This is a genomic window from Bacillus sp. MMSF_3353 (genome assembly GCF_030733445.1).
GTDB lineage: Bacteria > Bacillota > Bacilli > Bacillales > Bacillaceae_G > Bacillus_A > Bacillus_A wiedmannii.
On the sequence record NZ_JASHJA010000003.1, the window covers coordinates 22,821 to 47,127 of the forward strand.

Sequence of the window (24,307 nt, forward strand, 5' to 3'; positions counted from 1 at the left end):
TAGCTTACAATAACCTTACAGTTTTGTAAGGTATGAATATGTAAATGTAAGGTAGAGCTTGTCCAAGTGTGAGCAAATGAATTGACTCGTCGTTTCTTTCTAACAATAATATTGTATGAAAGAGAGGGGGAGGCAAGATGGAAGCTTATTTTAGTGCGCATCCATTAAAACCATTTATTCCATACTCAAGGCAACATGTCCTTATATTATTTATTATGTTGGTGGGGATATTTTTTCTATATCAATACCAAGATTTATTGCGTCAAAATGAGTGGAATATAACGGTTCGATATGCGATTGCATTTTTATTTGTTGGGAGTGAAATTGGGCTCCATATGTGGGAATGGAAAGCGGGGATTTTTGAACTAGGCACTTCGTTACCATTTGAGCTATGTACGATTAGTTTATTGTTAGCATCGATTATGATTGTAACGAAAAGTTACCGCATATATGAGATTGTATTTTTTACAGGGATTATCGGTGCATCACAAGCTATTTTAACGCCGAACGTGCAATATGCTTTTCCGCATTTTCGCTTTATAGAATTCTTCGTTGCACATGTATTACTCATTTGGGCACCACTCTTTATGACGTGGGTAGAAGGATATAGACCGACCTTGCAATCAATTAAGCGTACGATGATATTTTTAAACATAATAATTCCAATCGTTTCTTTTGTGAACTACAAAACAGGTGGCAATTATATGTTTTTAGCTCGTAAGCCAGAAACTGCTTCATTACTTGATATGTTAGGACCACACCCTTACTATATTATTTCATTAGAGCTTGCAGCGCTTATTGGATGTTTTATTTTGTATATGCCGTTTGCGAAAAGAGAAGGGCATGCGCATAAAGAATCACTAGGATCATAACCTAGTGATTTTTTATGGTCAGGTTTAATTGGAGTCTATTTTAGATCATTAACAGTGAATCCATGGATTCCTCTCGTTCCCATTACATTTTTTGGACTTACTATTTTTTCAGGAAATATGATTGTAAAAAGTATAGAAGAGGCGATGATGAAAGTAAGGTTAGGGGGAGAGATAAAGAAGGACGCTATAGAAGAGGAACAATCTGCTGTGCAGTCAAAAGAAGAGTTATTTACTTTTAAACATACGATGTGAAGAACCTAGGAAACTAGGTTCTTTTATTTTGCTATATTACAATATCGTAAGAGAGATGTAATGAAAATCGATAGGGGAGAAATACAATTTCGTATACACTTCATGTATAGAGAAATGCGAGAGCGGGTGAAGATGTACGATGGATTTTTTAGAAGTATCAAAACGTAGTATAAAACGAAATATGAAAGATTATTTTCTATACTTTATTTCATTAGTAGGCAGCATTATTATTTATTTTACATTCGTATCGATTAAACGAAATGAAAGTGTAGTAGCTCTTTTAAAAGAGTCGGATAAAGTGGAAACGACATTTACGTTTGCACAAATATTGTTAATTATCTTTTTAACGATATTTATTTTTTATTGTAATAGCTTCTTTTTACGAAAGAAGAAAAAAGAAATTGCGCTATACAGTTTATTAGGTATCCGTAAAGAAGAAATTGCGAAGTTACTCTTTTATGAAACGTTATTAGTTGGTGGTGCGGCAAGTGTGTTAGGTATTCTTGCTGGTTTATTTATAGCGAATATGTGCGCAGGGCTTCTTGTGAAGTTAATGGGAAGTGCGTTTACTTTTACATTTACGATTTCATTTTTATCTATAGTAGAAGTTCTTATAACGATAGGCGCAATTTTCTTTATTGCATCATGGAAAAGTAAAAAGTTAATTTATGAGCATCGTTTAGTTGAATTACTATATGGTGAAAATCAGAAAGAAGAGGCACCTACGGATTCAAGTAAGAAGGCAAAGCGAGCAATTGTTTTATTAATTACAGGTTATATTATTGCGCTACTCACACAAATCTTTGGATTTGGAGCCATTTTTATTACAGGTCTACTGATTTTTGGTTGTATTGTAAAAGGTACGTTTTTACTATTTGAGCAATATACAGTGAAATCACTCCATAAAATAAAGGGAGATAAAACGAAATATTGGAATGGAACGAACATTTTATCGATTTCTTCATTGTTCTTTAGAATAAAAGGGAACGTAAAGATGCTGGCGCTATTATCTTTATTAAGTGCGGTAACATTATGTACGATTGGAATTAGTTCTAGTATGTATTATGGAGCGCAGAAGACAGCGGCATTAATGAATCCAGTTAGTTATGAATATGTAACAACTGGAAAAGGATTAGATAAGAAAGTTAGAGAAGAAATTCAAAAGCATGAGTTAGCAATCAAACATGAAACGTCTGTAGCTATGCTGTCTATGCAAGGGAAGATAGATGGAAAACAAATATTAACAGGGTATTTAATAGGTAATGGTAATGTACAAGTTATAAAAGTGACAGATTATAATAAATCAGCTTCTATGTTAGGCAATAAACAAGTTATTCTCGGTTCTGAAAAGGAAGTTATTTTATTAGATCCATATAAATCATATAACATCGAAAAGAATTCGCTTGAAGGAAGTAATGTGTCCTTTGAAGGGATGAAGAGTGGTTTAACAATCGTTGATCACCGCGAAGAAACAGTTGTTAGTGCGAAACTTGCACCAGTGGGGCTTGTTGTTCGAGATTCGCTATTTAATAAGTTGCAGCAAGGAAAGGATGTTTCAACAGTTAGCGGATTTATCGTTGAAGGAAACGGTAATAGAGAGCTAACGAAAGAGCTAGGGACAATCATTCCTAAAGAAGTGAAATTCCAATCATTTGAAGAGGCGAGCCAATCTGAACTGCAAGATGGTGCAGTATTATTATTTGCTAGTATATTTTTAGGGATTGTCTTTATTTTGGCAACGGGTTGTATTTTATACTTTAAACAAATAACAGAAGCGATGGCAGAGCGACCAGCGTACGGAATGTTAAAGAAAATTGGACTAACGAAAAAGGAAGCAACAGAGTCTGTAAGAAAGCAAGTAGGCGCAATATTTTTAGTACCATTACTTCTTGCGATTTGTCATACATTCTTTGCATTTTTAAGTTTGATGGGCTTTACAGGAATGTTTGAATATAGCCTTCCTTTACTAGGCAGTATAGGTGTGTATATAATCATTTACTTTGGTTACTATACGTTAACGGTCCGTTCGTACACAAATATTGTATGTAGCGATAGAAAATAAAAAAGGAGCAAGCATGGATTTCATGCTTGCTTCTTTTCTTTATTTTGTAGAAACTTCACCTTCAGCTTCTGTTTGAGGAATATAGTATCCGATTATACCACCAATGATTGCTGGAATAATCCAACCAATTCCTAAGTTATAAAAAGGAATGGTGTGTACGATATTAGCGATAAAACTTGGTATCATTCCCACATTATCCAGTGCATGAATACAGCTAATAATGAATGCTGCGATCATTGCTCCGATGTAGACAGAAGGTTTACGTTTCGTATATTTATCAAGAAATGATACGAAAATTAAAATGATTGTAATTGGATATAAAATAATTAATACAGGTAATGTAATTTTGATTAATAAACTTAATCCTAAGTTTGAAATCACGAAGCTAAAAATACAAACGTATAGTACGAGCTTTTTGTAAGAAACATTTGTTAATACTGTTGCAAAATAGTTGGCGAATGCACTTACAACACCAATGGCTGTCGTTAAACAAGCGAAAATAATGGCGATGCTTAATAAAACATTACCGCTCGTCCCAAAGAATTGGTACATAACAGTAGCTAATAGTTGACCACCGTTCTCGAATTGTCCTAAGTTGCCGTTTGAAGCGCCGATATAACCAAGTAAGAAATAAACAATTGTTAAGAATAAGGCTGCAATGCTTCCGCAAATGATTGTATATTTCGCAATTGATTTCTTCTCTTGTATACCGTTTTGGCGAATTGCATTTACAACAATTGTTGATAATACGAGAGCACCGATTGCATCTAACGTTAAAAATCCTTCAAGAAATCCTTTGAAAAATGGAATTTCTTTATAGTCACCAATAGGTTCTGTAAACGTTCCTGGTGAAAGAATCGCTTTTGTTGCCATAATTGCAATAATTCCAAGTAAAATTGGCGTTAATATTTTTCCAATATGATCTACTAATTTTGATGGATTTAATGATAAGAAGTAAACGACTGTAAAGAAAATCGCACTAAAGATTAACATAGAGTACCATTGGTCCGGGAAAAGTGGTGCAATCCCAATTTCGTAAGATACAGATCCAGTTCGTGGAATAACAAATAGTGGGCCGATTGAAAGATAAATAATGATAGCGAATATTGCTGCGAATTTTGGATGAACACGGCTTGCTAAAGTGTTAAAACTACCACCGGCAAGGGCAACAGCGACGATAGCTAGTAAAGATAAACCGACGTCTGTAATAATAAATCCTGTAATGGAGACCCACATATTTTCTCCGGAAGAAAGACCGAGAAGGGGCGGAAAAATCATATTACCAGCACCGAAGAAAACTGCGAATAGTAATAAACTAATCGAAAGTATTTGCGCTGGTTTTAAAGTTGTACGCATATAAAGAAAATCCTCCTAATGAGTATTTTTGTCGAAAATTCAAATAATTTGTCGAGTAACTGTTACTATTTTAAAGGTCTGATGACTAGAAAGCAATAGGGAATTTTGAAAATATTAAAAAATAATACATTAAATCGAATAAATATACTATTTATATCTTTAATAGGAAGGATTTAACTTTTAACGTAAAAAAACACATATCACTAGGATACGTGTTTTAAAAAAATATTTTTTTATCACGTTCTTCTTTTAAAATTTCAACTGCTTCTCGGAAACGTTGTGAATGGACAATTTCTCGTTCACGTAAGAAGCGTAGGCTGTCATTTATATCTGGATCATCTGATAAGTTAATGAGCCATTGATATGTTGCGCGTGCTTTTTCTTCAGCTGCGATATCCTCGTATAGATCGGCAATTGGATCGCCTTTAGCCTGTATATAGGTTGCAGTAAATGGAACACCAGCAGCATTATGGTAATGAAGTGCACTATCATGATCAACATAATGAGGATCAAGTCCAGCGGCTTTCATTTGTTCAGGAGTTGCATCTTTCGTTAGTTTATAAACCATCGTAGCAATCATTTCAAGGTGAGCAAATTCTTCTGTACCAATATCAGTAAGTAGGCCAATGACTTTATCAGGAATTGTATAACGTTGATTTAAGTAACGTAGTGCAGCAGCTAGCTCGCCATCTGCACCGCCATATTGCTCAATTAATAATTTTGCAAGTGCTGGATTGCAAGTTCCCACTTTAACTGGGTATTGTAATTTCTTTTCATAAATCCACATAGTTTCTCTCCTTTATATTTGCCATGGCCAAGGACCTTTGCTCCATTCCCAAGGAGCATTGGAATAGCTGTTTCCAAACTGTTGGAGTGGCCCGTATTTTTCTTCCATCTTTTGTTTTAATACTCGCCGTTTATAGGAAAAATCATTAAATTGATTAATCGCAGCGGTGTCATCTGGATGTGTATCTAAATAAAGAGTGAGTTCAACTAGTACAAAGTCCAGTTCTTGAAGCTCCAGTAAAAGCTGATAGTATTCTTCTGGTAGCGATTGAGTCACGTCAGTAGTCACCGCCCTTTTTTATAAGGATTTTCATAATAGTCATAAAAAATAGGCCATAAAGTCCCTTTTTGTAGCGCTTCTTTTGGCGTGAATTGTGGTAAGTTTGGCGGTTGAAAGCCTAAAAATAAATTAGGAGGAGTAGAATAATATTTTTTTCCGATAGGAGGACAAGGGTCGAGAGGACTATGATAGGGCACGAATGATCTCATATATTTATTCACGAATAAACCTCCTTAAATGTTCATTACTACGTATTGTATTCAGACATAATGAGCATTTATGACACATATAAAAAAGTAATAAGTACAGGGGGAATGAATGTGGAGAATGTAAAGAATTTAATTGTGTTAGAAGTAAAGAACTTAAAGGAAACTCTGTATTTTTACGAAGGGATTTTAGGAATAACACCTAGTTCAGAGAGGCCGCAATTAGATATTACAGGGGTTTGGTATGATACCGATTCAACGAGAATTAGTTTTGTTATGAATCGCAGTTTGGGCGGGCGTGAGAAGAGCGTTGCGGACTCAGTTGATGTTCTAACGTTTTCAATTTCTAACATAGAGAATGTAAAGAAGAGGTTAGTATTTTATAAAATTGTATATACAGAAAACAAAAGTGAGAAAAGTATTGTAGTACAAGACCCAGATGGATATAAACTTCAAGTGGTAGAGAAGGATGAATAAACGGAGGGGATTTAGTGGAGAGAAATTATGAAGAAAGTGCGTTGTTTGAGCATCAATTTTGGCTAAAGGTACTTACTGATCATGCACAATTTTTACTTGATGCATTAGCTCCGAAGGAAAAAGAGGATATAAAAAAAGCTACTTACTTTGTTGAAACATTTACGAACCTGTTAAATAAAGTTCGGAATGTGAATCTGATGGCATTCTCAAAAGAGGCAGAACAAGCTGCTAAGGAAATTCGGACGTTTAAATTAAGTATTATACAGAAGCAGTTGGAAGGGAAAATTACTATTCATTTTACACCAACTTTTATTAATCATATGGTAAACGAAGTGGAAGAGTATATAACGGTTTTAGAGTTTTTGAAGAAAGGGGAAGTTCCGCCTGTTTTTCATGAATTGCATTATCATCTCGTTTGGTTAACGGATGCGGCTGGTCATGCGGGCTCTATTTCTGGTGGGCTAGATCTTGTTGAAAAAAGATTAAAAGAGAAAAGCGAAGAATTTACGAAGCATTTTGAACAATTTTACTTAAAGGCAGTTGAGATGACTGGGTATTTACGAACGGAGCTTCATCATTTTCCAGCATTAAAGAAGTTTACAAAAGATGTTTCACTTGAATTGAAATTATTTTCGCATTTTTTACATGAAGTGGAAGAGCTGGAGTTATCGCATGAAGTATTAAGTGCACTATCAGCTAGAATGGCAGATCATATGGCAAGAGAGGAATGTTATTATTTATTAAAATTAGCTCAATCATCTGGACTCGAAATGCCGAAATGTAATCCGCTTTAAAGAACAAGAGGTCAATTTCATTTGGCCTCTTGTTCTTTTTTGTTTTCTCTTTTTATTTTTGCTTGTTCAATGCTTGCCTGTAATGTCTCCATAATATTAATGATGTTCGGAGCTGGAGAGATTGTTTCAGTTTTTTCCTGTTGTTCAATTTTATTCTCGATTAATTCGGTAAGGGCTTCTGTATATTCATCTATATACATTTTTTGTTCAAAAGGATTTGTAAGGTGGTGGATTAAATTAATTGCTGCGGTGAGTTCTTGTTTTTGGATAGGGTAATTTTCATTACTTGGTAAGTTAGGTGTATTTGTTATATCGCGAATTTCATTAGGGTAGTGGATGGTTTGTAACATAAGTCCATCTTCAAAGTTACGGATAATAGCTAAATGTTGTTTTTTTCTAATAGAAATATGAATAAGCCCAAGTTTATTTGTACGTTCAAGAGCTTCTTTTAATAATAAATATGATTTTTCATGTCCTGGGGTAGGGCCTATAAAATAAGAACGGTCATAAAGAACAGAATCGATTTCGTTATTTTGGATAAAAGATATAATACGAATGGATCGTGGTTCGTGAGCTTTTTGCAACGCAGCTAATTCTTTTTCATCAATAATGATGTATTTATGAGGTGCATATTCATAGGCTTTTACAATATCTTTATCATCAATTTCTTCATCCGTACAATCAGGAGCAAATTTTTTATATTTAATAGGTGTTAAGCATTCTTTATGGAGACTTAAAAATTTTATATCGGTTTCTTCTACGGCGCTATATAGTTTAATTCCTATATTTAATAGTCCAAGTGAAAGTGCACCTTTCCATACGGTATGCAAATGAAACCTCTCCTTTCATTCAAAAATGATTATGTATATTATGAGATAGTAAGAAATTTCCTATACGTTTTTTGTTTTTTACGGAAGGGTAAGCAGGAGGGATTGGGATATAAAATATATTGACAAGCCCTCTGAAATATTTTAATGTGAGTGTATAAAATTGTGTATAAAGGGGAGTAACTTATTACAGTAAAGTCGTCATTACAGGGAGAAACCCTCGGCTTTATTGGCAACGTTTCGTTGTTAGTGAGACCTTTACCAGCAATGGTAAAGGCCCCTTATTGTCTTTTTTAGGACCCTTACCATATTTGGTAGGGTCCTTTTTGTATACAAAGAGAGGAGAAATAAAAATGAAAAAACTTATTAGTAGATTAAGAGTTGTATTTCATGTCCGTCGTTTCGTTCCATTCCTATTTGACTTTTTTACTTCAAAAGAGGTTTCAATAAAGAAGAAAATTTTATCTGTTGCTTTTTTAGTTGGGTATGTTGCGATGCCGCTTGATTTAATTCCAGACTTCCTGCCGTTTATCGGTATTTTAGATGATATTGGAATTGTGTTATTCATTTTGAACCGAATTGTAAAAATGGCGCCAGTTCAATTACAAGAAAAGCATAACGTAAACGTAGGATAGGAGTTAAAAATATGGAGCAAATTATTTTAGATATAATTGAGTTTTTAAAGCAGTTTTCTTATTTTGGAGTTGTGTTAGCATTAACGTTTGAATTTATTCCAGCAGAAGTAGTGTTGCCCATGGTTGGATATTGGGTGTACGAGGGGGATATGAATTTTTGGCTAGCTGTATTAGCTGGAACACTGGGGGGAACGACAGGACCATTAACGTTATACGCACTCGGTTATTACGGTGGTCGTCCTCTATTAATAAAGTACGGGAAATACTTCTTTATTAAAGAAGAACAAATTCAAAAAGCAGATGATTTCTTTGAGAAATATGGACCAGTTGTAGCATTTGTTGGACGCTTTGTGCCAGGGGTTCGAACGCTTATTTCTGTTCCATGTGGAATGGCGAAAATGAACATATGGAAATTTAGTATATATACATTCGTAGCAATGTTTCCGTTAACGACTTTGTATATTTATTTTGGAATGAAATTAGGTCCGCATTGGGAAAAAGCGGCGGATGTTGTTGGACAATATATGTTACCGGTATTACTAGTCGTAGTTATTGTTGTAGGTGGTATTTTAATCTATAAATTTATGAAAAAAAGAAACAGAACGGAATCTATCTAGTCATTAGTACAGGAGTTGTCTTATTTTTGAAAATAGATGAATAGTACAGGCAAAAGACTCTGAAGGACATACACATATAAGGAATAAGTAAGAGAGAGGGGAAACTTCTATGTCTTGTGAATGCTCAGGGGCGGCATTAACGTGTTGTCCAGATAAAAATTATGTGCAAGATAAAGTGTGTAGTCCATGGTCTGCTACTGTAGTTGCAACAGCAATTGATAATGTTCTTTATACAAATAATATTAACCAAAATGTAGTTGGTACTGGTTTTGTTAAATATGATGTTGGTCCAGGTCCAATTACTGTAGAAGCGATTGATTCTGCTGGGGCTACAATTGATACACAAACATTAAACCCAGGAACGAGTATTGCTTTCACGTATCGTCGCTTTGATAGTATACAAGTTGTGTTACCTGCAACACCTGCTGGAACGTATCAGGGAGAATTTTGTATTACAACACGTTATCCACTTTCATAGCAGAATAGGAGAGGATCAAAATGGGAATGAGAAGTTCCGGTTTGTCTTGTTGTTCTAATAAAACACTTGTGCAAGATCAAGTATGTACAGACTGGTCTATTACAGGTGCTGGTACTCAAATTGTATATACGAATAATATTACACAAGAAGTATATGGTTCAGGTTACGTGAAATATGATGTAGGGGCAGCTCCGATTACAGTTGATTTTTTAGTAGGTGCTACAGTAGTTGATACAATTACTGTACAACCACAAAGTAGTGGTACTTTCACTGTACGATATTTTACGACTGTCCGAATTACTACGACAGGAACAACTGTTAATCAAGGAGAGTTTTGTATTACTGTACGTTATCCAATTTCATAAAAAAGCATACCGTAAATGGTATGCTTTTTTTATTGAGGAAGTAATGAAATTAGTATTTTATAAGCAACATGTAAATTGGCAACAGTACTTACCTTCTAAATATAGTGAAGGATTACTTTGTATATTGATAATCCTGACTGACTCTAAGTCTTTTCCTGTGTACGATATTGTATTACCAGGAAACACAGTGAAAACATTAGTTACTGCTCCAACAATTTGAATTGTAATTGCTTCTGTGCTGCTAGTACTATTGTAAACCGAGACAGTACCTGATATAAGTAGTATCTCATCACTTTGCCACAGTATCATTGATTGTGATGCATCTTTGACAGAGGGGATGGTGTTATTCGTTATAAGGAAATTCCCTGCAAATTCATTAGTTACTCGCTCACAACTTGGATTTGGAGGAGGGGGCGGTGGACAAGGGTCTGGACAAATAATAGATAAAGGAGCGAAACAGCCAATATTTCTTTTATTCTTCAATATAACCCCTCCTTTTAAGTTGTCTTTTACTACTATTAAATGTAGAAGCATGGCCGATGTGTTAAAAAAGAAGGAAATGTTAAAAATTAAGATTGTCCAATAGGCTTAAACTTTAATTTATCATTAGTGTTATAGAAAAGATTATATGTGAATAGTCATAGGAAAAGAATGATCAGACTCTTTTAGACAAAAGGTGGTTGTATACAATAGTACGAGGAATGTACGAGGAATGTTGGACTTAACTTCTAATTAACTGTATATTTACAAAAATCTAATAAAATTAATTTGTTATTTAAACGGCATTAATATGTTTTAGATAAAATAGCCCTTGTAATGAATCAATTATTATGAGGAGGATTCACGTGGAAAGAACTATTTTACGAAAAGTAAAAGGCCTTATTGGATTATTAATGGTTTTTGTATTAGCGTTCGTATCATTTCCGTGGAGTACATCAGTTAAAGCGGAAGAGAAGAAGCAAGAAAAGGCACCAAGTGAGAAGAAGATCGTTTTTCCAGTCGTAAGTGATGTACATATTAAAAATAGTGGAACGGATGATACGTTTCGCTGGAAACGAGCAATCGAGCAACTTAATACACTTGCACCTAAACAAGATGCGTTCGTAATTGTGGGAGACTTTACTGATTCAGGATCGGTACAACAATATGATCGTTTCATGCAAGTATATAATGAAAATGCAAATAAAGATGCGGTACGAATGAATTCTCTAGGCAATCATGATTATTGGAACGGTTTATCTGTAGAAGGAGCGCAGAAGCGTTTCTTAGAAAAAACAGGTATGAAATCAATTTATTATCATAACGTGGTAAAGGGTTATCACTTCCTTGTTATGTCTCCAGAGGACGGGACAACTCATGGATATTATTCAGATAAACAAATTAATTGGTTAAAAGAAGAGATGGCAAAAGCTCAAAAAGATGATCCAGAAAAACCAATTTTCGTATTTTTACACCAACATATTAAAGATACAGTATACGGTAGCCAAGAATGGGGAACAAAAGATAGTGCGAAAATTAATGAGGTATTAAAACAATACCCACAAGTTATTACGTTTTCAGGTCATTCACATTATCCGTTAGATGATCCAAGATCGATTCATCAAAAAGACTTTACATCAGTTGGCACATCTTCAGTAAGTTATATGGAGGTTGAAGGTGGTAAAGTACAAGGAAATATCCCGTCAGGAGCTAGTACATTAAGCCAAGGTTTATTAGTAGAAGTAGATGATAAAGAAGTAACGATTAATCGCCGTGATTTCCATACAAATTCTTGGACAGGCGAGCCTTGGAAAATTAAATTACCATCAAAGAAAGACACATTTACACATGTAGAAGATCGTGATAAAGAAAAGCCATACTTTGCAAAAGATGCGAAGTTGTCGGTATCAAATATAACAGAAAATGCAGCAACAGTAACATTCCAGCAAGCGTTGGACAACCTTCTTGTTCATTCTTACCGTGTACAAGCGAGAGATAAGCAAACGGGAGAAATAAAGAATAAATTGTTAGCATTCTCAGAGTTTTATCGTGATCCAGTGCCGAAAGAACTGACATTTACGCTTGCAGGACTAGATGGCGGGAAAACATATACACTGGAAGTCGTTGCGATTGATTCATTCGGCAACGAAAGTGTACAACCATTAACGGCAGAGATTACTACGAAAAAAGATAATATTGACCCGAATGTGAAAGTACCAAAGGCGGATGTTTTTGATGTAAACTTTGCAGATGGTACATTTAAAGACAATTCATCATTTGGTACAAAAGGTGATGTTAAGGGTAATGTGACTATTGAATATGATAAAGTGTTGAAAAAGAATGTTATGAAGCTAAACGGAAAAGCAAATACATTTGGATACCTTCCATTTTCAGCAGCACAAAAAGAGAAAGTAGCAAATACATTTACATTAGAAACTGTGTTTTCAATGAATGAAATTCGCGGACAAGGTATTTTACAAAATACAGAGAGCGGCGGAATTGGTTTTGAATCTACAGGAAGTGGTTATGTAGAATTATGGGCTCATATTGGTGGAAGTTATAAACGTGTTGGCGTTCAATTAGAGGCTAATAAAACGTACCATTTAATAGGAACGTATAACGGAAGTGAAGTAGCAATTTACGTAGATGGTAAAAAAGTAAATAGCCAACCAGCTACAGGGAAAGTATATCACCCGAACGTACCATTTGCGCTTGGGGCAGACCCTGATAGTAATGGGAATGGTGGTATACCGCTAAATGGACAAATTGCGCTTGCAAAATTATATAGTAAAGCATTAAGTTCTTCAGAAGTATTAGCAGCGTATAATGAGTTTTCTAATCGTACAAAATTAGAGCAAGTAAACGCGTTATATGAAGAGCTTGGGAAAGTGAAAGAAGTGTTAGCTGGTACGTATGAGTTTGGTGACAAACCAGGTCAATATTCAAAGGAAGCATTTCAAGCACTAGAGAAAAGCTATAACACTGCAAAGCAAGCATTTGAAAATGTAGGAAGTACTGGAGAGCAAATCGTCCAAACGTATAACGAATTAAAAACAGCTAATGTAACATTTGTACAATCAAAAGTGGCAGAAGAACAGCCGAAAACACTGAAAGAAAAATTACAAATCAATATTGAATCTGCAAAAGCAGTAGTGAAAAAAGCACAAGCTGCAAATGTAACGGACGGTTCAGTGAAATCATTGAGTCAAAAAATTACAGTGGCAGAAGCTGTATTAAAAGATGCGAAAGTAAAAGATGCACAAGTAGAAACGATGAATCGTACGATAGAATATGCGATTTCACTCGTTGAAAAAGGCATAAGCAAATAAGAGAGAAGAAAAAGAAGCTTATCATGATAGGCTTCTTTTTTGTTATACTAAAAATAGCATAGAATGAGGGAGCGAATAATTTGGAAGAGAAAAAGCTAAAAAGAATTCTTGAATATGTATGGATCGCGGTTGTGCTCCTTGTAGGATATTATTTCTTAAAAGAGAAAAGTATATGGGTTCTATTTTTAATGACGTTTTTATTAGCGGGTTTAGGCACGTTATTTATTAACTTCTTCTTTGATAGTTTAAATGCATGGAAGAAGAAAAAGAAGGGAACGAAGTAAAGGAGGGAACATATGCAAAAGTGGAAGCTTATATATCAGGTGATTATTTTCCTATTGCTTGTAGGTATTGGCGTTTTTAAATACGCTACACCGATAGGAAATTGGGCATCGTTTACAGCTTGCATCGGCATATTTTTCATTTTACAATCGTTAACGAAAAAAAATAATCAGACATGAAGGTAGCTCGCCGTTTTATCGGCGAGCTATTTTGTTATGCTTTTTTCTCTTCATCATTTGTTTTTTCAGTAGCTAAATGACTATGTTTTCTAGAGTAGAAGAAATAGAAGCATAAGCCGACTAGAAGCCAAACTGCAAAGCTTATCCATGTCGTTTTAGACAAATTGATCATTAAATATAAACAGCAAAGAATTGCAACAACTGGTAATACAGGTACGAAAGGTGCGCGGAATCCACGTTTTAAATCAGGATGTGTTTTTCGTAAAATAAGTACAGCGCAGCAAACGAATGTGAATGCTGTTAACGTACCGATGTTTACTAAATTCGCTAGTAAATGTAAGTCTAAAAGTCCTGCTAATAAAGCTGACACAACGCCAGTCATCCACGTGTTTAATAAAGGGATTTTTACTCTTTTATTCACACGTGCTAACGCTTTTGGAAGTAAACCGTCGCGGCTCATTGCATACGAAACGCGAACTTGTCCATACATAACGACTAAGAGAACGGTTGTCATTCCAGTCATCGCCCCAACAGCGAGTAGTCCTGCAATTGTATCTTCGCCAACGAAATGTAAGGCAAACGCAACTGGATCAGAAACATCTAATTGTGTATACGGAACCATACCTGTTAAAACGAAAGATACAATCATGTATAAAACAGTACAAATAAGAAGGGAACCGATAATGCCAATTGGTAAATCGCGCTGTGGTTTTTTCGTTTCTTCTGCAGCGGTTGCGATTGCATCAAAGCCTAAGAAGGCGAAGAATACAGTGGCAGCCCCAGTAATGATACCGTCGTATCCGAATGGAATGAACGGAGTCCAATTTTCAGGTTTTACATATTTTGCCCCTGCTACGATAAAGGCGATAATAACAGCTAACTTGATAAGAACCATAATATTATTAATGCGTGCGCTTTCGCGTATACCGAAACTTAAAAGTCCCGTAATGAGTAGTAAAATACAAACAGCCGGTAAATCGATAATACCGCCTTTTCCTACGCCAGGGGCCGAGGCTATTATGGTGGGCAGATGGATGTTAAATCCTTGTAGTAAAGATTGTAAATAACCAGACCAACCGACAGCTACTGCCGCGACTGCAAGTAAATATTCGAGCATTAAACACCAGCCGACGATGAAGGCGACGACTTCTCCGACTGTCATATATGCGTAAGTGTACACACTTCCTGAGACAGGAATAGAAGAAGCAAATTCAGCATAACAAAAGGCTACACAAGCACAAGTAAATGCAGCAATAAGGAATGATAACATAATACCAGGACCAGAATGTTTCGCTGCGACAATACCTGTTAATACAAAGATCCCTGTCCCAATTACGGCGCCAATTCCTAAAAATGTTAAATCAAGTGCAGTTAAGGTTCTATCTAACTGCCGTGGTGATTCAGTACTAAGCGTTTTTTTTCGTAATAATGACTTCACTTTGGACTCTCCCCCCGTTTTTTCATTTTCATAACTGCGAATATAGTATGAGCCCACTAGAAAAGAGTATATAAGTAAATGGAGGTACAGTTATGGTAGGTTGTTTTTTAAAATTGCTGGATTAATTTTATTATAATTCAGAATATTTTGTCAAATAAAAATGTGACAAATAAAATGCGAATGAATAGGGGAAACTACTGGCAGGAATGGACGAGGGTTGTAAATTTACTTTGGATGGAGAAAACCCACTGATTAAAGTTAAAGTAGGAGAAGATGTTATGTTATTTTATTTTGAACTTGTCGTCATTTTACTTTGTACGAAATTAGCTGGTGATATTAGCGTTAGGCTTGGCCAGCCTTCTGTACTTGGTAAATTAATCGTTGGTATTATTATCGGTCCGGCTGTGCTTGGTATTATTAATAGTTCTGAATTGATCGATGAACTGAGTGAAATTGGTGTTTTACTACTTATGTTTATGGCAGGACTTGAAACAGATTTAGAAGAGTTAAATCGAAATTTGAAATCTGCATTCGCAGTAGCGATGGGAGGAATTATTTTCCCATTCCTTGGTGGGTATTTAGCGGGACTTGCGTTTGGAATGTTACAGTCGCATGCGATCTTTTTAGGGTTATTACTTTGTGCCACTTCCGTTAGTATTTCTGTTCAAACACTAAGAGATTTAGGGAAAATGAATACGAGAGAAAGTACGACGATTTTAGGGGCAGCTGTATTTGATGATGTAATTGTTGTTATTTTATTAGCATTTGTGATGAGTTTTTTAGGTACACAAGATGTAAATGTAACGCTTGTCATTGCAAAGAAAATTATCTTTTTTGTCAGTATCGTTTTCATCTCTTGGAAAGTTGTTCCATGGATTATGAAAATGCTCGTACCACTTCGCGTAACAGAAGCGTTAATTAGTGCAGCTCTTATTATTTGTTTCTCATTTTCGTATTACAGTGAAATGATGGGGATCGCAGGTATTATTGGGGCATTTGCAGCTGGAATTGCCATTTCGCAAACAGAGTATAAGCATGAAGTAGAACATAAAATTGAACCGATTGCTTATGCGATATTTGTACCAGTGTTCTTCGTAAGTATTGGAATGGAAATTACATTTCATGGTATCGGAAGCCAGCTTTGGTTCATTATCATCATGACGCTTATTGCAATTTTTACAAAGTTAATCGGATCAGGTTTAGGAGCAAGACTGACAGGGTTCAACCTTCAATCTTCTATTAGTATTGGTGCGGGGATGGTTTCGCGCGGAGAAGTGGCGCTTATCATCGCAGCGAATGGACTTGCGGCGAATTTATTAGCGAAAGAAAATTTCACAGCGATTGTTATTGTTGTTATATTAACGACGATTATTACGCCGCCGCTTTTGAAGAAGTATTTTGTATAGAGAGGAAGAGCTTATCTGATGTAGGTAAGCTCTTTTTTATTGGAAAAAAGCAATAGTCATATAGCGTGAATAGGTTGTAATTATGGTAAAATCTACGTATATGATAAGTCGAGGAGAGAAAATGTGTGAGGATTACGAAGGGGAAGGTTATCGGTATAATCATACTTATTGCGCTATGTATACCATTTACTGCATGGAAAGAGTCAAAAGTGAAAGACTTTCCGGTTTCTATTTTTTCTTCCTATGTAGAAGACGAAAACCCGAAAGACTATAATTATACTGCTTTTGTACCTGACTTTGCAATTTGGATACATGGATGGGAAAAACAGCGATCTGAAGGTGAAATAACGTCGTATAAAAAAGGGGATCGAACTGTAATTGTTCACCATCCACCTGGTAATGATGGTTTTTATCTATACGATGTAAATGATGTTAGAGAATAAACGCAACCGTAAGAAGTGGAGGTTAAATAGTGAAAGCTTCAACATTACTATTTAAAATTGAAAGTAATATGGATCAATTTTCACCAGCTGAAAAGAAGGTTGCCATGTACATAATGGAGAATGCAGAGATTGTTCCGAACTTAACGACGAAAGAAGTGTCAACGAATGCAGGCGCGAGTGAAGCAAGTGTTGTTCGCTTTTGTAAGTCAATCGGAATCGGAAGCTTTAAAGCATTTAAAATCGCGCTCGTTCGTGAATTGACGATTGCTGATTATAATATTAATGATTTTTCAGTTATGAATACGGAAGATGGACCGTATGATTTGTTTAATAAAGTTACGTATGTGAATAAAGCTGCAATTGAGGCGAGCGTTACTGCGATAGATAAAAAGGAACTTGAGAAAGCTGCAGATCGTATTGTAAATGCAGATAAAATTATATTTTATGGAGTAGGCGGATCAGCTACTCCTGCGATGGACGGGGCTTATAAATTTACAAGGCTCGGATTTACAGCGATGATGCTATCAGATTTTCATATGATGTTGCCGCTTGTGACGAATTTAAAAGAGGGCGATATATTTGTTGCCATTTCAACATCTGGTCGTACGAAAGATGTACTTGAAATGGCGCAATATGCGAAGAGACAAGGTGCAACAGTTATTGCGATTACAAAGCTTGACCAATCATCACCTTTATATAAAGAAGCGGATATTCGTCTTTGTATGCCAGATGTAGAGCAAGATCATCGTATTGCGAGTATTGCTTCGAGAATGACACAGCTGAATATGATTGATGCTTTATATGTGATTACTTTTAATCGTATTGGTAATAAAGTGCTGGATCAATTTATGGAGACAAGGGAAGAAGCTCTACGGTTACGGAAGTTAAAATGAGAAGATGGGGAAACCCATCTTTTTTTTGCGTACTGACATAAAGTGAAACTTTAATAAGTGGGGGGCATCCCCCACTTATTATTAGTTGAACCAATCGGACTTTTACAGGCAGTTGATCCCCCACCTATCTTCTTTGTTTTCGCTGAATTTGAGGTGGGGGTCTTACTGCCAGTTAAAGTGGGATAAATTCGTCATGAAAAGAAATAAAATTTCATAAAATAATAAAGTGATATTGATTTTAAATTTCTTAAAGTTATAATGAAAGTATGAAATAAAATTTCAAAGCAGGTGATAATATGTTAGAAAATTTATCGACAGAACATCGTAATGAGAAGACGATGAATTTAGATGAGATGAGTATAAAAGAAGTGTTACAAAGTATGAATGAAGAAGATCGAACTGTTGCGTTAGCAGTTGAAAATGAAATAGAAGAAATTGAAAAGGTTGTACAGATTGTCATTAAATCCTTTGAAGATGAGGGACGATTAATTTACATTGGGGCTGGTACGAGTGGCCGTTTAGGTATTTTGGATGCGGTGGAATGTCCGCCGACATTTGGCACAGATAATAAAATGGTACAAGGATTTATGGCAGGTGGATTGAAAGCGTTTACTAAGGCGGTGGAAGGTGCAGAAGACCGCGAAGAGTTAGCAGAAGAAGATTTAAAAAGTATTGGATTAAACGAGAAAGATACAGTGATTGGAATTGCGGCAAGTGGTCGAACTCCTTATGTAATTGGCGGTTTGAAGTACGCGGCTAGCGTGGGAGCGAGCACGGCGAGTATTTCTTGTAATAAAAATGCTGAAATAAGTAAATATGCAAAACTAAATGTGGAAGTAGAAACAGGCGCAGAAATTTTAACAGGCTCAACGCGTTTGAAAGCTGGTACAGCGCAAAAATTAGTACTTAATATGATTTCAACAGCTTCTATGATTGGTGTGGGGAAAGTATATAAAAACTTAATGGTAGATGTTCAATCTACAAATGAAAAGTTAGTAGAACGATCAAAACGCATTATTGTGGAAGCAACAGGTGTGAGCTATGAAATAGCAGCAGAGTGTTATGAAAAAGCAGAACGTAATGTGAAAGCTGCGATTGTTATGGTGTTACTACAGTGTGAGTATGGGGAAGCACTGAAGAAATTAAAAGAAGCGAAAGGGTTCGTGAAGAAGGCACTATAAAATAATAGGGAGGGGGATTCTATTATGAAGAAAGAAGAGAGAATGGCCAAAGAAATATCAGAGCAACTTGGGGGAGTAAAAAATATTCGTGGCATTGCTCATTGTATGACGAGGCTACGATTAACGCTTCATGATGAAAGTAAAGTGAATATGGACCTTTTGAAAAAGGTTGAAGGGGTTATGGGCGTTATTGAAGATGAGACGCTTCAAGTTGTTGTTGGCCCAGGGACAGTAAATAAAGTAGCAGCTGAAATGGAAGGTTTAACGGGACTGCGAATCGGTGAGGTGGCAGATCATCACCTTGAAGACCTTGGGCAAGAAATGAAGTCAGAGATTAAGAAGAAAAATAATACACCAGTGAAAAACTTTTTAAGAAAAATAGGAAGTATTTTCATTCCGTTAATTCCAGGTCTTGTTGCCTCAGGAATTATAAACGGGGTCGCTAACTTTGCGAAAAACGCAGGTGCTGATCCGAATGCAACGTGGCTACAAATGCTACTACTCATTGGTGGCGGTATCTTTACATTCTTAGGAATTTTAGTCGGCTGGAATACAGCGAAAGAATTTGGCGGGACACCAGTTCTTGGGGCGATTGCGGGTATTTTAATTTTTAACCCGGCGATGGCGAATGTAAAATTATTTGGTGAAGCGCTCGTACCCGGACGGGGCGGATTGTTTGCAGTTATTTTTGCAGCATGGCTTATGGTTGTAGTAGAAAGACAAGTTCGAAAAGCAGTGCCAAATGCAGTTGATATTATCGTGACACCGCTCATTACTGTGTTAGTCGTAAGTATTGTAACGATGTTAGCCATTCAGCCGGTAGCAGGTTTCTTATCTGAAGGAATTACAAGCGGAATTAATGGTATTTTAAGTATTGGCGGCGCATTTGCGGGAGCAGTACTTGCTGGAACATTTTTACCTCTCGTTATGGTCGGATTGCATCACGGTTTAACACCAATTCATATGGAATTTATTAATCAAACGCACGTAACACCTTTATTACCAGTACTCGCGATGGCTGGAGCTGGGCAAGTAGGAGCAGCGATTGCCATCTATGTGAAAACGAAAAACAAACGACTTCGTAACGTAATTAAAGGTGCATTACCAGTTGGATTTTTAGGAATTGGCGAACCGTTATTATACGGGGTTACATTACCACTTGGGAAACCGTTTCTTACAGCTTGTTTAGGTGCAGCAGTTGGCGGTGCATTCCAAGCAGTTATGAAAACAGCCGCACTTGGAATCGGTGTATCAGGGTTATCATTAATTCCGTTAATTGCTGATAATAAATATTTATTATATTTCCTTGGATTAGTAGTGGCATATACTTTCGGATTCATTTTTACGTACTTCTTTGGCTTTAAAGAAGAAATGGCAGAAAACATATAGAGAAAGGGATTCCTTTCTCTTTTTCTATTCATAGAAAGGGAGATTCATATGATAGGAGTTTCAATTTATCTTTCAAAAGAACGAGTAAAGAAGCAAGAAGAGTGGCTAAAAGTAGCGAAGGAAAACGGGTTTTCATCTATTTTTACATCACTTCACATTCCTGAAGATGATCCTGGTACGTACAAAGAGCTAATTCAAATACTTGGGAAACAAGCGCTCAAATATGAAATGGAATTAATGGTCGATGTTTCTCCAAAATCGTTACATCATTTAGGGATGACGTATGAAAATGTGGAGGAGCTATTAGACTGGGGCATTACAGGCTTAAGAATGGACTACGGCATCACGCCGAAAGAAATCGTACGCGTATCTCATAAAATGAAAGTAGCTTTAAATGCGAGTACGATTACAGATTCATTTTGGAAAGAGTTAATCATAGAAAATATAAAAGTAGAGAATGTAGAAGCTTGGCATAATTTTTATCCGCGTCCAGAAACAGGACTAGCAAAGTCCTTTTTACAAAAACAAAACGAATACTTACATGAGTGCGGAATAAAAACGATGGCATTTATTCCGGGAGATGGTGAAAAACGTGGTCCGCTATGTGAAGGTTTACCAACGTTAGAAAAGCACCGCAATATGCGCCCACTTGAAGCGTACTTAGAACTTGTACAAGATTGTGGTGTCGATAAGGTGTTAATCGGGGATATAAGCGGAAGTATAGAAAGTGTACAAGAGATAGCGAGTGCGAGTAGAGGAATTATCCCGCTGCGATACGAGCCATTGATAGAGAAAAGTGAAGTGTTAAAAGTGGTGGAGCGAGTGCATACAAATAGACTAGATCCAGCTCGTGATGTCATTCGTTCAGTTGAATCAAGAGAAGGAAATAAAGTGATTTTAAAGCCGATGCATACAATTGCAAGAAAGAAAGGCAGCATTACAATTGATAATGAATTGTACGGTAGATATGCAGGAGAGATGCAAGTTGCCACACATGATTTGCCTAAAGATGAGAAAGTGAATGTTGTTGGCATGGTTGTAGAAGAGGACTTGTCTTTATTGCCGTATGTTGGCGCTGGAAAAATGTTTCAACTTTTTTGTGCAATAGAGTAAAAGCTTGAATTAGCACTATTTTGTAGGAAAACATTATCCGTAAAAGGGATAATGTTTTTTGTTTTCTTAAAAAAAGTATTTGACGAATGAAATGAAATACCGTATTGTTTTGACTTGTAAATAAAAGTTCACCATAACAAAACAAAAAGGAGAGTTCAAAATGAACCAATATATTGGGAATTTAATTATTCGTATCGTGTTAGGAGTGGCATTCTTTGCGCACGGTTTAGCGAAGTTTCAATCAGGTATCGATAACGTAGCAGGATGGTTTACAAGCATCGGCTTACCAGGTGGTCTTGCATACGGCGTAGCAACAGTTGAATTAGTTGGTGGTATATTATTAATTATCGGTTTAGGCGTAAGATATGTAGGACTATTATTCGCTCTTATTTTAGCTGGGGCTATCGTAAAGGTAAATGGAGCAGCAGGTTTATTAGGAGATGGAAAGAATCCAGGGTATGAATTAGATCTTGCATTATTAGCAATGGGTGCGTATTTATTCGTTGTAAAAGCAGAAGGATATGTAGATCGTTTCGTAAAAGAGAAAGTAATGAAAGCGAAGTAAACTTATTTATAAATTGTTGACTTGAATCATAATTGTAACTATAATGATTACAACTAGTTGATTAAGAATAAAACAATATAAATATTTTTTTACACAAGTTGTAACTGAGGTGGTTACGACTTGTGTAAAAAATAAATAAAACGGGAGGAAGTAACATGCCTAAATCAAATTTAGAAATTATTCGAAGCACGTATGAAGGATCAGCTTCTTCGAATGCAAAACATTTAGCAGAAGCCCTCTCTGAAAAAGTAGAATGGACAGAGGCAGAAGGATTCCCATACGGGGGAACTTATATAGGTGTAGAAGCAATAATGGAAAATGTATTTAGCCGATTAGGATCAGAATGGGATGATTTTAAGGCGAGTGTAAATATGTACCATGAAGTAAACGGAAAAGATGTAATTATTGCTGAAGGTGTTTATTCAGGAGTTTATAAAGAAACGGGAAAATCATTTGAAGCAGAGTTTGTTCATGTATGGCAACTGGAGAACGGAAAAATCGTGAAGTTTAAGCAGTATGTAGATAGTCATATTGTTAAGGAAGCGATGAAGAGCTAATGCTTTTTAAATGGATTGTAGGCATATGTATTACAATTATAGTAATTATCACGTCTATAGTTGGCGGAAAGAAATTGCTTGCATATGTGGAAAAAGAGAATAAAAATATTCAAATTGAGCGAGTGGCAAACGAAAAGGAGAAGAAAGTTGCAGAAGAAGCCCCACGAGTTAGCGAAGGTGAAATTATTTCTACTATGCACAAAATGGTACACCAAAAGGTAAAATCCTCTGAGAAATGGGGATTTGTAGAAATGACAACAAAAGAAATTTATAGCGTAAAGAAAGATATTGAAACTAGTATAGGTTTTCAATATAAAACGAGGTTACTTTCTATTATAAATAGATGGGAAAAAGGAGATTTTTCACAAACAGTTGAGGAGCATAACTTTTTATGGGGCCTTCAAGGTGGAGATACCGGCAAAGCGACGGAACGTTTATCGCCAGAAGAGGAAAAGCGGTATATAAAAGAAATGAAGAGTAAATAAAAACATCGCCACCCGGATGACGATGTTTTTTTCATTAAGAATGTTTTCGCATTAAAGCTCTAGTTGGTTGAACAGTAACCGTTTTGAAATGAGAAAATAAATAACATCCTGTCACAACGATCATTGTCCCTAAAATTTGTATCCACGTTAGATCTTCACCGAGGAAAAGGAATGCTAAAATAGCTGTGAAAATCGGATTGAAGTTTAGAAAAATACCGGATGTAGTCGCTCCTAATTTTTGCACGCCAATATTCCAAAACACCATACAAAGAACTGTGGAAATAAGCCCAGTATATAAAAGTGATGTTATGAAAGAAGTATTAATATTGGAAACGGTGAAGCTCCCTATGTTAAATGGCAGTAATAGAATAACGCCGAAAATACCAGAGTATAATGTTGCCATGAGTGGTGTCGTTGTTTTTGTTGCCCATTTACTACAAACAGAATAGATTCCCCAAATACAAACAGCCGCAATCATCCATAAATCGCCGCTATTAAAATGTAGTGAAAATAAAAGTGCAAAGTTACCTTTTAATAGGACAAGAATAACCCCAAAGAATGAAAGAATCATGGATAGAATTTGAAGTGTATTTACTTTTTCTTTTAGAAATAATACTGAAAATAGTGCAATTGAAATCGCATTTAATGTAGAAATAAGCCCTACATTCGTTGCGGATGTTTTTTCTAGTGCTAGAAATTGAAAGATGTTAAAAAGAGCGACCCCTGAGATTCCCATTAGTATTAACGGAAGTATTGCGGCACGAGGTGGAATGATTTTCTTTTCTTTAAACCATACGATCGGTAATAAACAAACGATCGCAATCATCCATCTTAAACTTGTTAGTGTCATCGGTGATGCATGATCAACGAGCGATTTTCCAACGACGAAATTTCCTCCCCATAATAAGCTCGTTAGTAATAGTAAAAAGACATAAAAATAAGGCATATTAAAATCCCCTTTGTTATAATCAATGTGAATTGTAAATAATTTTAGCATTTTTCTTCGTTGTGTAATATATTCTTTTGTATAATGGTTAAAAGTCGATAAAATATTTTGTTGT

Annotated in this window: 28 protein-coding genes and 1 pseudogene; 21 read left to right on the plus strand and 8 right to left on the minus strand. The window is 35.8% G+C overall.

The genetic code is table 11. The features are described from left to right. The first annotated feature begins 137 nt into the window (after positions 1-137). The 3 genes and pseudogenes from RBB48_RS08180 (at position 138) to RBB48_RS08190 (ending at position 3,186) form a co-directional block, all read left to right on the plus strand. A complete protein-coding gene (locus RBB48_RS08180) occupies positions 138-872 on the plus strand; it encodes a YwaF family protein (RefSeq protein ID WP_097891333.1) in 735 nt (244 codons plus the stop codon). Positions 873-887: 15 nt separating this feature from the next. Further along, positions 888-1,124, plus strand: a pseudogene (locus RBB48_RS08185) (peptide ABC transporter permease); the annotation flags it as partial. A gap of 139 nt (positions 1,125-1,263) precedes the next feature. Next, a complete protein-coding gene (locus tag RBB48_RS08190) occupies positions 1,264-3,186 on the plus strand; it encodes an FtsX-like permease family protein (protein WP_098133080.1) in 1,923 nt (640 codons plus the stop codon). A gap of 39 nt (positions 3,187-3,225) precedes the next feature. Here RBB48_RS08190 and brnQ2 read toward each other — a convergent pair whose 3' ends face one another. The 4 genes from brnQ2 to RBB48_RS08210 all read right to left on the minus strand — a co-directional run bounded on the left by brnQ2 (position 3,226) and on the right by RBB48_RS08210 (position 5,829). Next, entirely contained in the window at positions 3,226-4,542 is a 1,317-nt protein-coding gene (gene brnQ2, locus RBB48_RS08195; protein WP_046957263.1) for a branched-chain amino acid transport system II carrier protein BrnQ2, read from the minus strand. 217 nt (positions 4,543-4,759) lie between these two features. Further along, entirely contained in the window at positions 4,760-5,329 is a 570-nt protein-coding gene (gene cotJC / locus RBB48_RS08200; RefSeq protein WP_000265275.1) for a spore coat protein CotJC, read from the minus strand. A gap of 12 nt (positions 5,330-5,341) precedes the next feature. Next, the gene (locus tag RBB48_RS08205) at positions 5,342-5,605 is read right to left on the minus strand and encodes a spore coat protein CotJB (RefSeq protein WP_000194492.1); all 264 of its coding nucleotides are present in this window, start codon (positions 5,603-5,605) and stop codon (positions 5,342-5,344) included. A gap of 8 nt (positions 5,606-5,613) precedes the next feature. Next, entirely contained in the window at positions 5,614-5,829 is a 216-nt protein-coding gene (locus RBB48_RS08210; RefSeq protein WP_046957262.1) for a spore coat associated protein CotJA, read from the minus strand. Positions 5,830-5,877: 48 nt separating this feature from the next. Between RBB48_RS08210 and RBB48_RS08215 the strand changes: the two genes are divergently transcribed. Together RBB48_RS08215 and RBB48_RS08220 are read left to right on the plus strand one after the other, a co-directional pair. Continuing rightward, positions 5,878-6,291 (plus strand): VOC family protein, encoded by a 414-nt coding sequence (locus RBB48_RS08215; RefSeq protein WP_098208773.1) that lies wholly within the window; start codon positions 5,878-5,880, stop codon positions 6,289-6,291. 14 nt (positions 6,292-6,305) lie between these two features. Next, entirely contained in the window at positions 6,306-7,085 is a 780-nt protein-coding gene (locus tag RBB48_RS08220; RefSeq protein WP_000440978.1) for a DUF2935 domain-containing protein, read from the plus strand. A gap of 17 nt (positions 7,086-7,102) precedes the next feature. Here the strand turns inward: RBB48_RS08220 and ku are convergent, their stop codons facing one another. Continuing rightward, positions 7,103-7,915 carry a non-homologous end joining protein Ku gene (gene ku / locus RBB48_RS08225; protein ID WP_306007513.1) on the minus strand — a complete coding sequence of 271 codons (813 nt, stop codon included), beginning with the start codon at positions 7,913-7,915 and terminating at the stop codon, positions 7,103-7,105. 350 nt (positions 7,916-8,265) lie between these two features. On the opposite strand from ku, the gene RBB48_RS08230 reads away from it, so the two are divergent. The 4 genes from RBB48_RS08230 (at position 8,266) to RBB48_RS08245 (ending at position 10,007) form a co-directional block, all read left to right on the plus strand. Then, positions 8,266-8,547, plus strand: a complete 282-nt coding sequence (locus RBB48_RS08230; protein WP_000733852.1) for a YkvA family protein — start codon at positions 8,266-8,268, stop codon at positions 8,545-8,547. Positions 8,548-8,558: 11 nt separating this feature from the next. After that, positions 8,559-9,164 (plus strand): DedA family protein, encoded by a 606-nt coding sequence (locus RBB48_RS08235; RefSeq protein ID WP_306007514.1) that lies wholly within the window; start codon positions 8,559-8,561, stop codon positions 9,162-9,164. Positions 9,165-9,273: 109 nt separating this feature from the next. Beyond that, positions 9,274-9,642 (plus strand): DUF3992 domain-containing protein, encoded by a 369-nt coding sequence (locus tag RBB48_RS08240; RefSeq protein ID WP_306007515.1) that lies wholly within the window; start codon positions 9,274-9,276, stop codon positions 9,640-9,642. A gap of 20 nt (positions 9,643-9,662) precedes the next feature. Next, entirely contained in the window at positions 9,663-10,007 is a 345-nt protein-coding gene (locus RBB48_RS08245) for a DUF3992 domain-containing protein (protein WP_000525802.1), read from the plus strand. Positions 10,008-10,064: 57 nt separating this feature from the next. Here the strand turns inward: RBB48_RS08245 and RBB48_RS08250 are convergent, their stop codons facing one another. Further along, positions 10,065-10,490 (minus strand): S-Ena type endospore appendage, encoded by a 426-nt coding sequence (locus RBB48_RS08250; protein ID WP_306007516.1) that lies wholly within the window; start codon positions 10,488-10,490, stop codon positions 10,065-10,067. A 362-nt stretch (positions 10,491-10,852) separates the two neighbouring features. Here RBB48_RS08250 and RBB48_RS08255 point away from each other — a divergent pair, with 362 nt between their 5' ends. The 3 genes from RBB48_RS08255 (at position 10,853) to RBB48_RS08265 (ending at position 13,776) form a co-directional block, all read left to right on the plus strand. Next, positions 10,853-13,315: a LamG-like jellyroll fold domain-containing protein gene (locus tag RBB48_RS08255; protein WP_306007517.1), complete on the plus strand. Its 2,463-nt coding sequence runs from the start codon at positions 10,853-10,855 to the stop codon at positions 13,313-13,315. Positions 13,316-13,395: 80 nt separating this feature from the next. Then, positions 13,396-13,599 carry a hypothetical protein gene (locus tag RBB48_RS08260; protein ID WP_000391504.1) on the plus strand — a complete coding sequence of 68 codons (204 nt, stop codon included), beginning with the start codon at positions 13,396-13,398 and terminating at the stop codon, positions 13,597-13,599. A gap of 12 nt (positions 13,600-13,611) precedes the next feature. Next, positions 13,612-13,776, plus strand: coding sequence for a hypothetical protein (locus RBB48_RS08265; RefSeq protein ID WP_088082175.1), 165 nt, complete (start codon positions 13,612-13,614; stop codon positions 13,774-13,776). Between the two features lie 34 nt (positions 13,777-13,810). Here RBB48_RS08265 and bcaP read toward each other — a convergent pair whose 3' ends face one another. Further along, on the minus strand, positions 13,811-15,214 hold the full coding sequence (bcaP, locus tag RBB48_RS08270; protein ID WP_306007518.1) for a branched-chain amino acid transporter BcaP: 1,404 nt from the start codon (positions 15,212-15,214) through the stop codon (positions 13,811-13,813). A 206-nt stretch (positions 15,215-15,420) separates the two neighbouring features. On the opposite strand from bcaP, the gene RBB48_RS08275 reads away from it, so the two are divergent. The 9 genes from RBB48_RS08275 (at position 15,421) to RBB48_RS08315 (ending at position 23,246) form a co-directional block, all read left to right on the plus strand. After that, positions 15,421-16,620, plus strand: a complete 1,200-nt coding sequence (locus RBB48_RS08275) for a cation:proton antiporter (protein WP_306007519.1) — start codon at positions 15,421-15,423, stop codon at positions 16,618-16,620. Between the two features lie 125 nt (positions 16,621-16,745). After that, on the plus strand, positions 16,746-17,063 hold the full coding sequence (locus tag RBB48_RS08280) for an outer surface protein (protein WP_262719719.1): 318 nt from the start codon (positions 16,746-16,748) through the stop codon (positions 17,061-17,063). A gap of 29 nt (positions 17,064-17,092) precedes the next feature. Next, the gene (locus RBB48_RS08285) at positions 17,093-17,956 is read left to right on the plus strand and encodes a MurR/RpiR family transcriptional regulator (RefSeq protein WP_000648163.1); all 864 of its coding nucleotides are present in this window, start codon (positions 17,093-17,095) and stop codon (positions 17,954-17,956) included. A gap of 296 nt (positions 17,957-18,252) precedes the next feature. Beyond that, positions 18,253-19,137 carry an N-acetylmuramic acid 6-phosphate etherase gene (gene murQ / locus RBB48_RS08290; protein ID WP_306007520.1) on the plus strand — a complete coding sequence of 295 codons (885 nt, stop codon included), beginning with the start codon at positions 18,253-18,255 and terminating at the stop codon, positions 19,135-19,137. A 24-nt stretch (positions 19,138-19,161) separates the two neighbouring features. Then, positions 19,162-20,526: a PTS transporter subunit EIIC gene (locus RBB48_RS08295; protein WP_000711311.1), complete on the plus strand. Its 1,365-nt coding sequence runs from the start codon at positions 19,162-19,164 to the stop codon at positions 20,524-20,526. Between the two features lie 48 nt (positions 20,527-20,574). Further along, positions 20,575-21,639 carry a DUF871 domain-containing protein gene (locus RBB48_RS08300; protein WP_088608448.1) on the plus strand — a complete coding sequence of 355 codons (1,065 nt, stop codon included), beginning with the start codon at positions 20,575-20,577 and terminating at the stop codon, positions 21,637-21,639. 160 nt (positions 21,640-21,799) lie between these two features. Further along, entirely contained in the window at positions 21,800-22,204 is a 405-nt protein-coding gene (locus RBB48_RS08305) for a DoxX family protein (protein WP_306007521.1), read from the plus strand. A 155-nt stretch (positions 22,205-22,359) separates the two neighbouring features. After that, positions 22,360-22,761 (plus strand): nuclear transport factor 2 family protein, encoded by a 402-nt coding sequence (locus RBB48_RS08310; protein WP_088062071.1) that lies wholly within the window; start codon positions 22,360-22,362, stop codon positions 22,759-22,761. After that, positions 22,761-23,246, plus strand: a complete 486-nt coding sequence (locus tag RBB48_RS08315; RefSeq protein WP_306007522.1) for a PRK06770 family protein — start codon at positions 22,761-22,763, stop codon at positions 23,244-23,246. The genes RBB48_RS08310 and RBB48_RS08315 overlap by 1 nt, the downstream gene beginning before the upstream one ends. Positions 23,247-23,280: 34 nt before the next feature. Here RBB48_RS08315 and RBB48_RS08320 read toward each other — a convergent pair whose 3' ends face one another. Further along, positions 23,281-24,192 (minus strand): DMT family transporter, encoded by a 912-nt coding sequence (locus RBB48_RS08320; RefSeq protein ID WP_088062075.1) that lies wholly within the window; start codon positions 24,190-24,192, stop codon positions 23,281-23,283. Between the last annotated feature and the right edge of the window lie 115 nt (positions 24,193-24,307).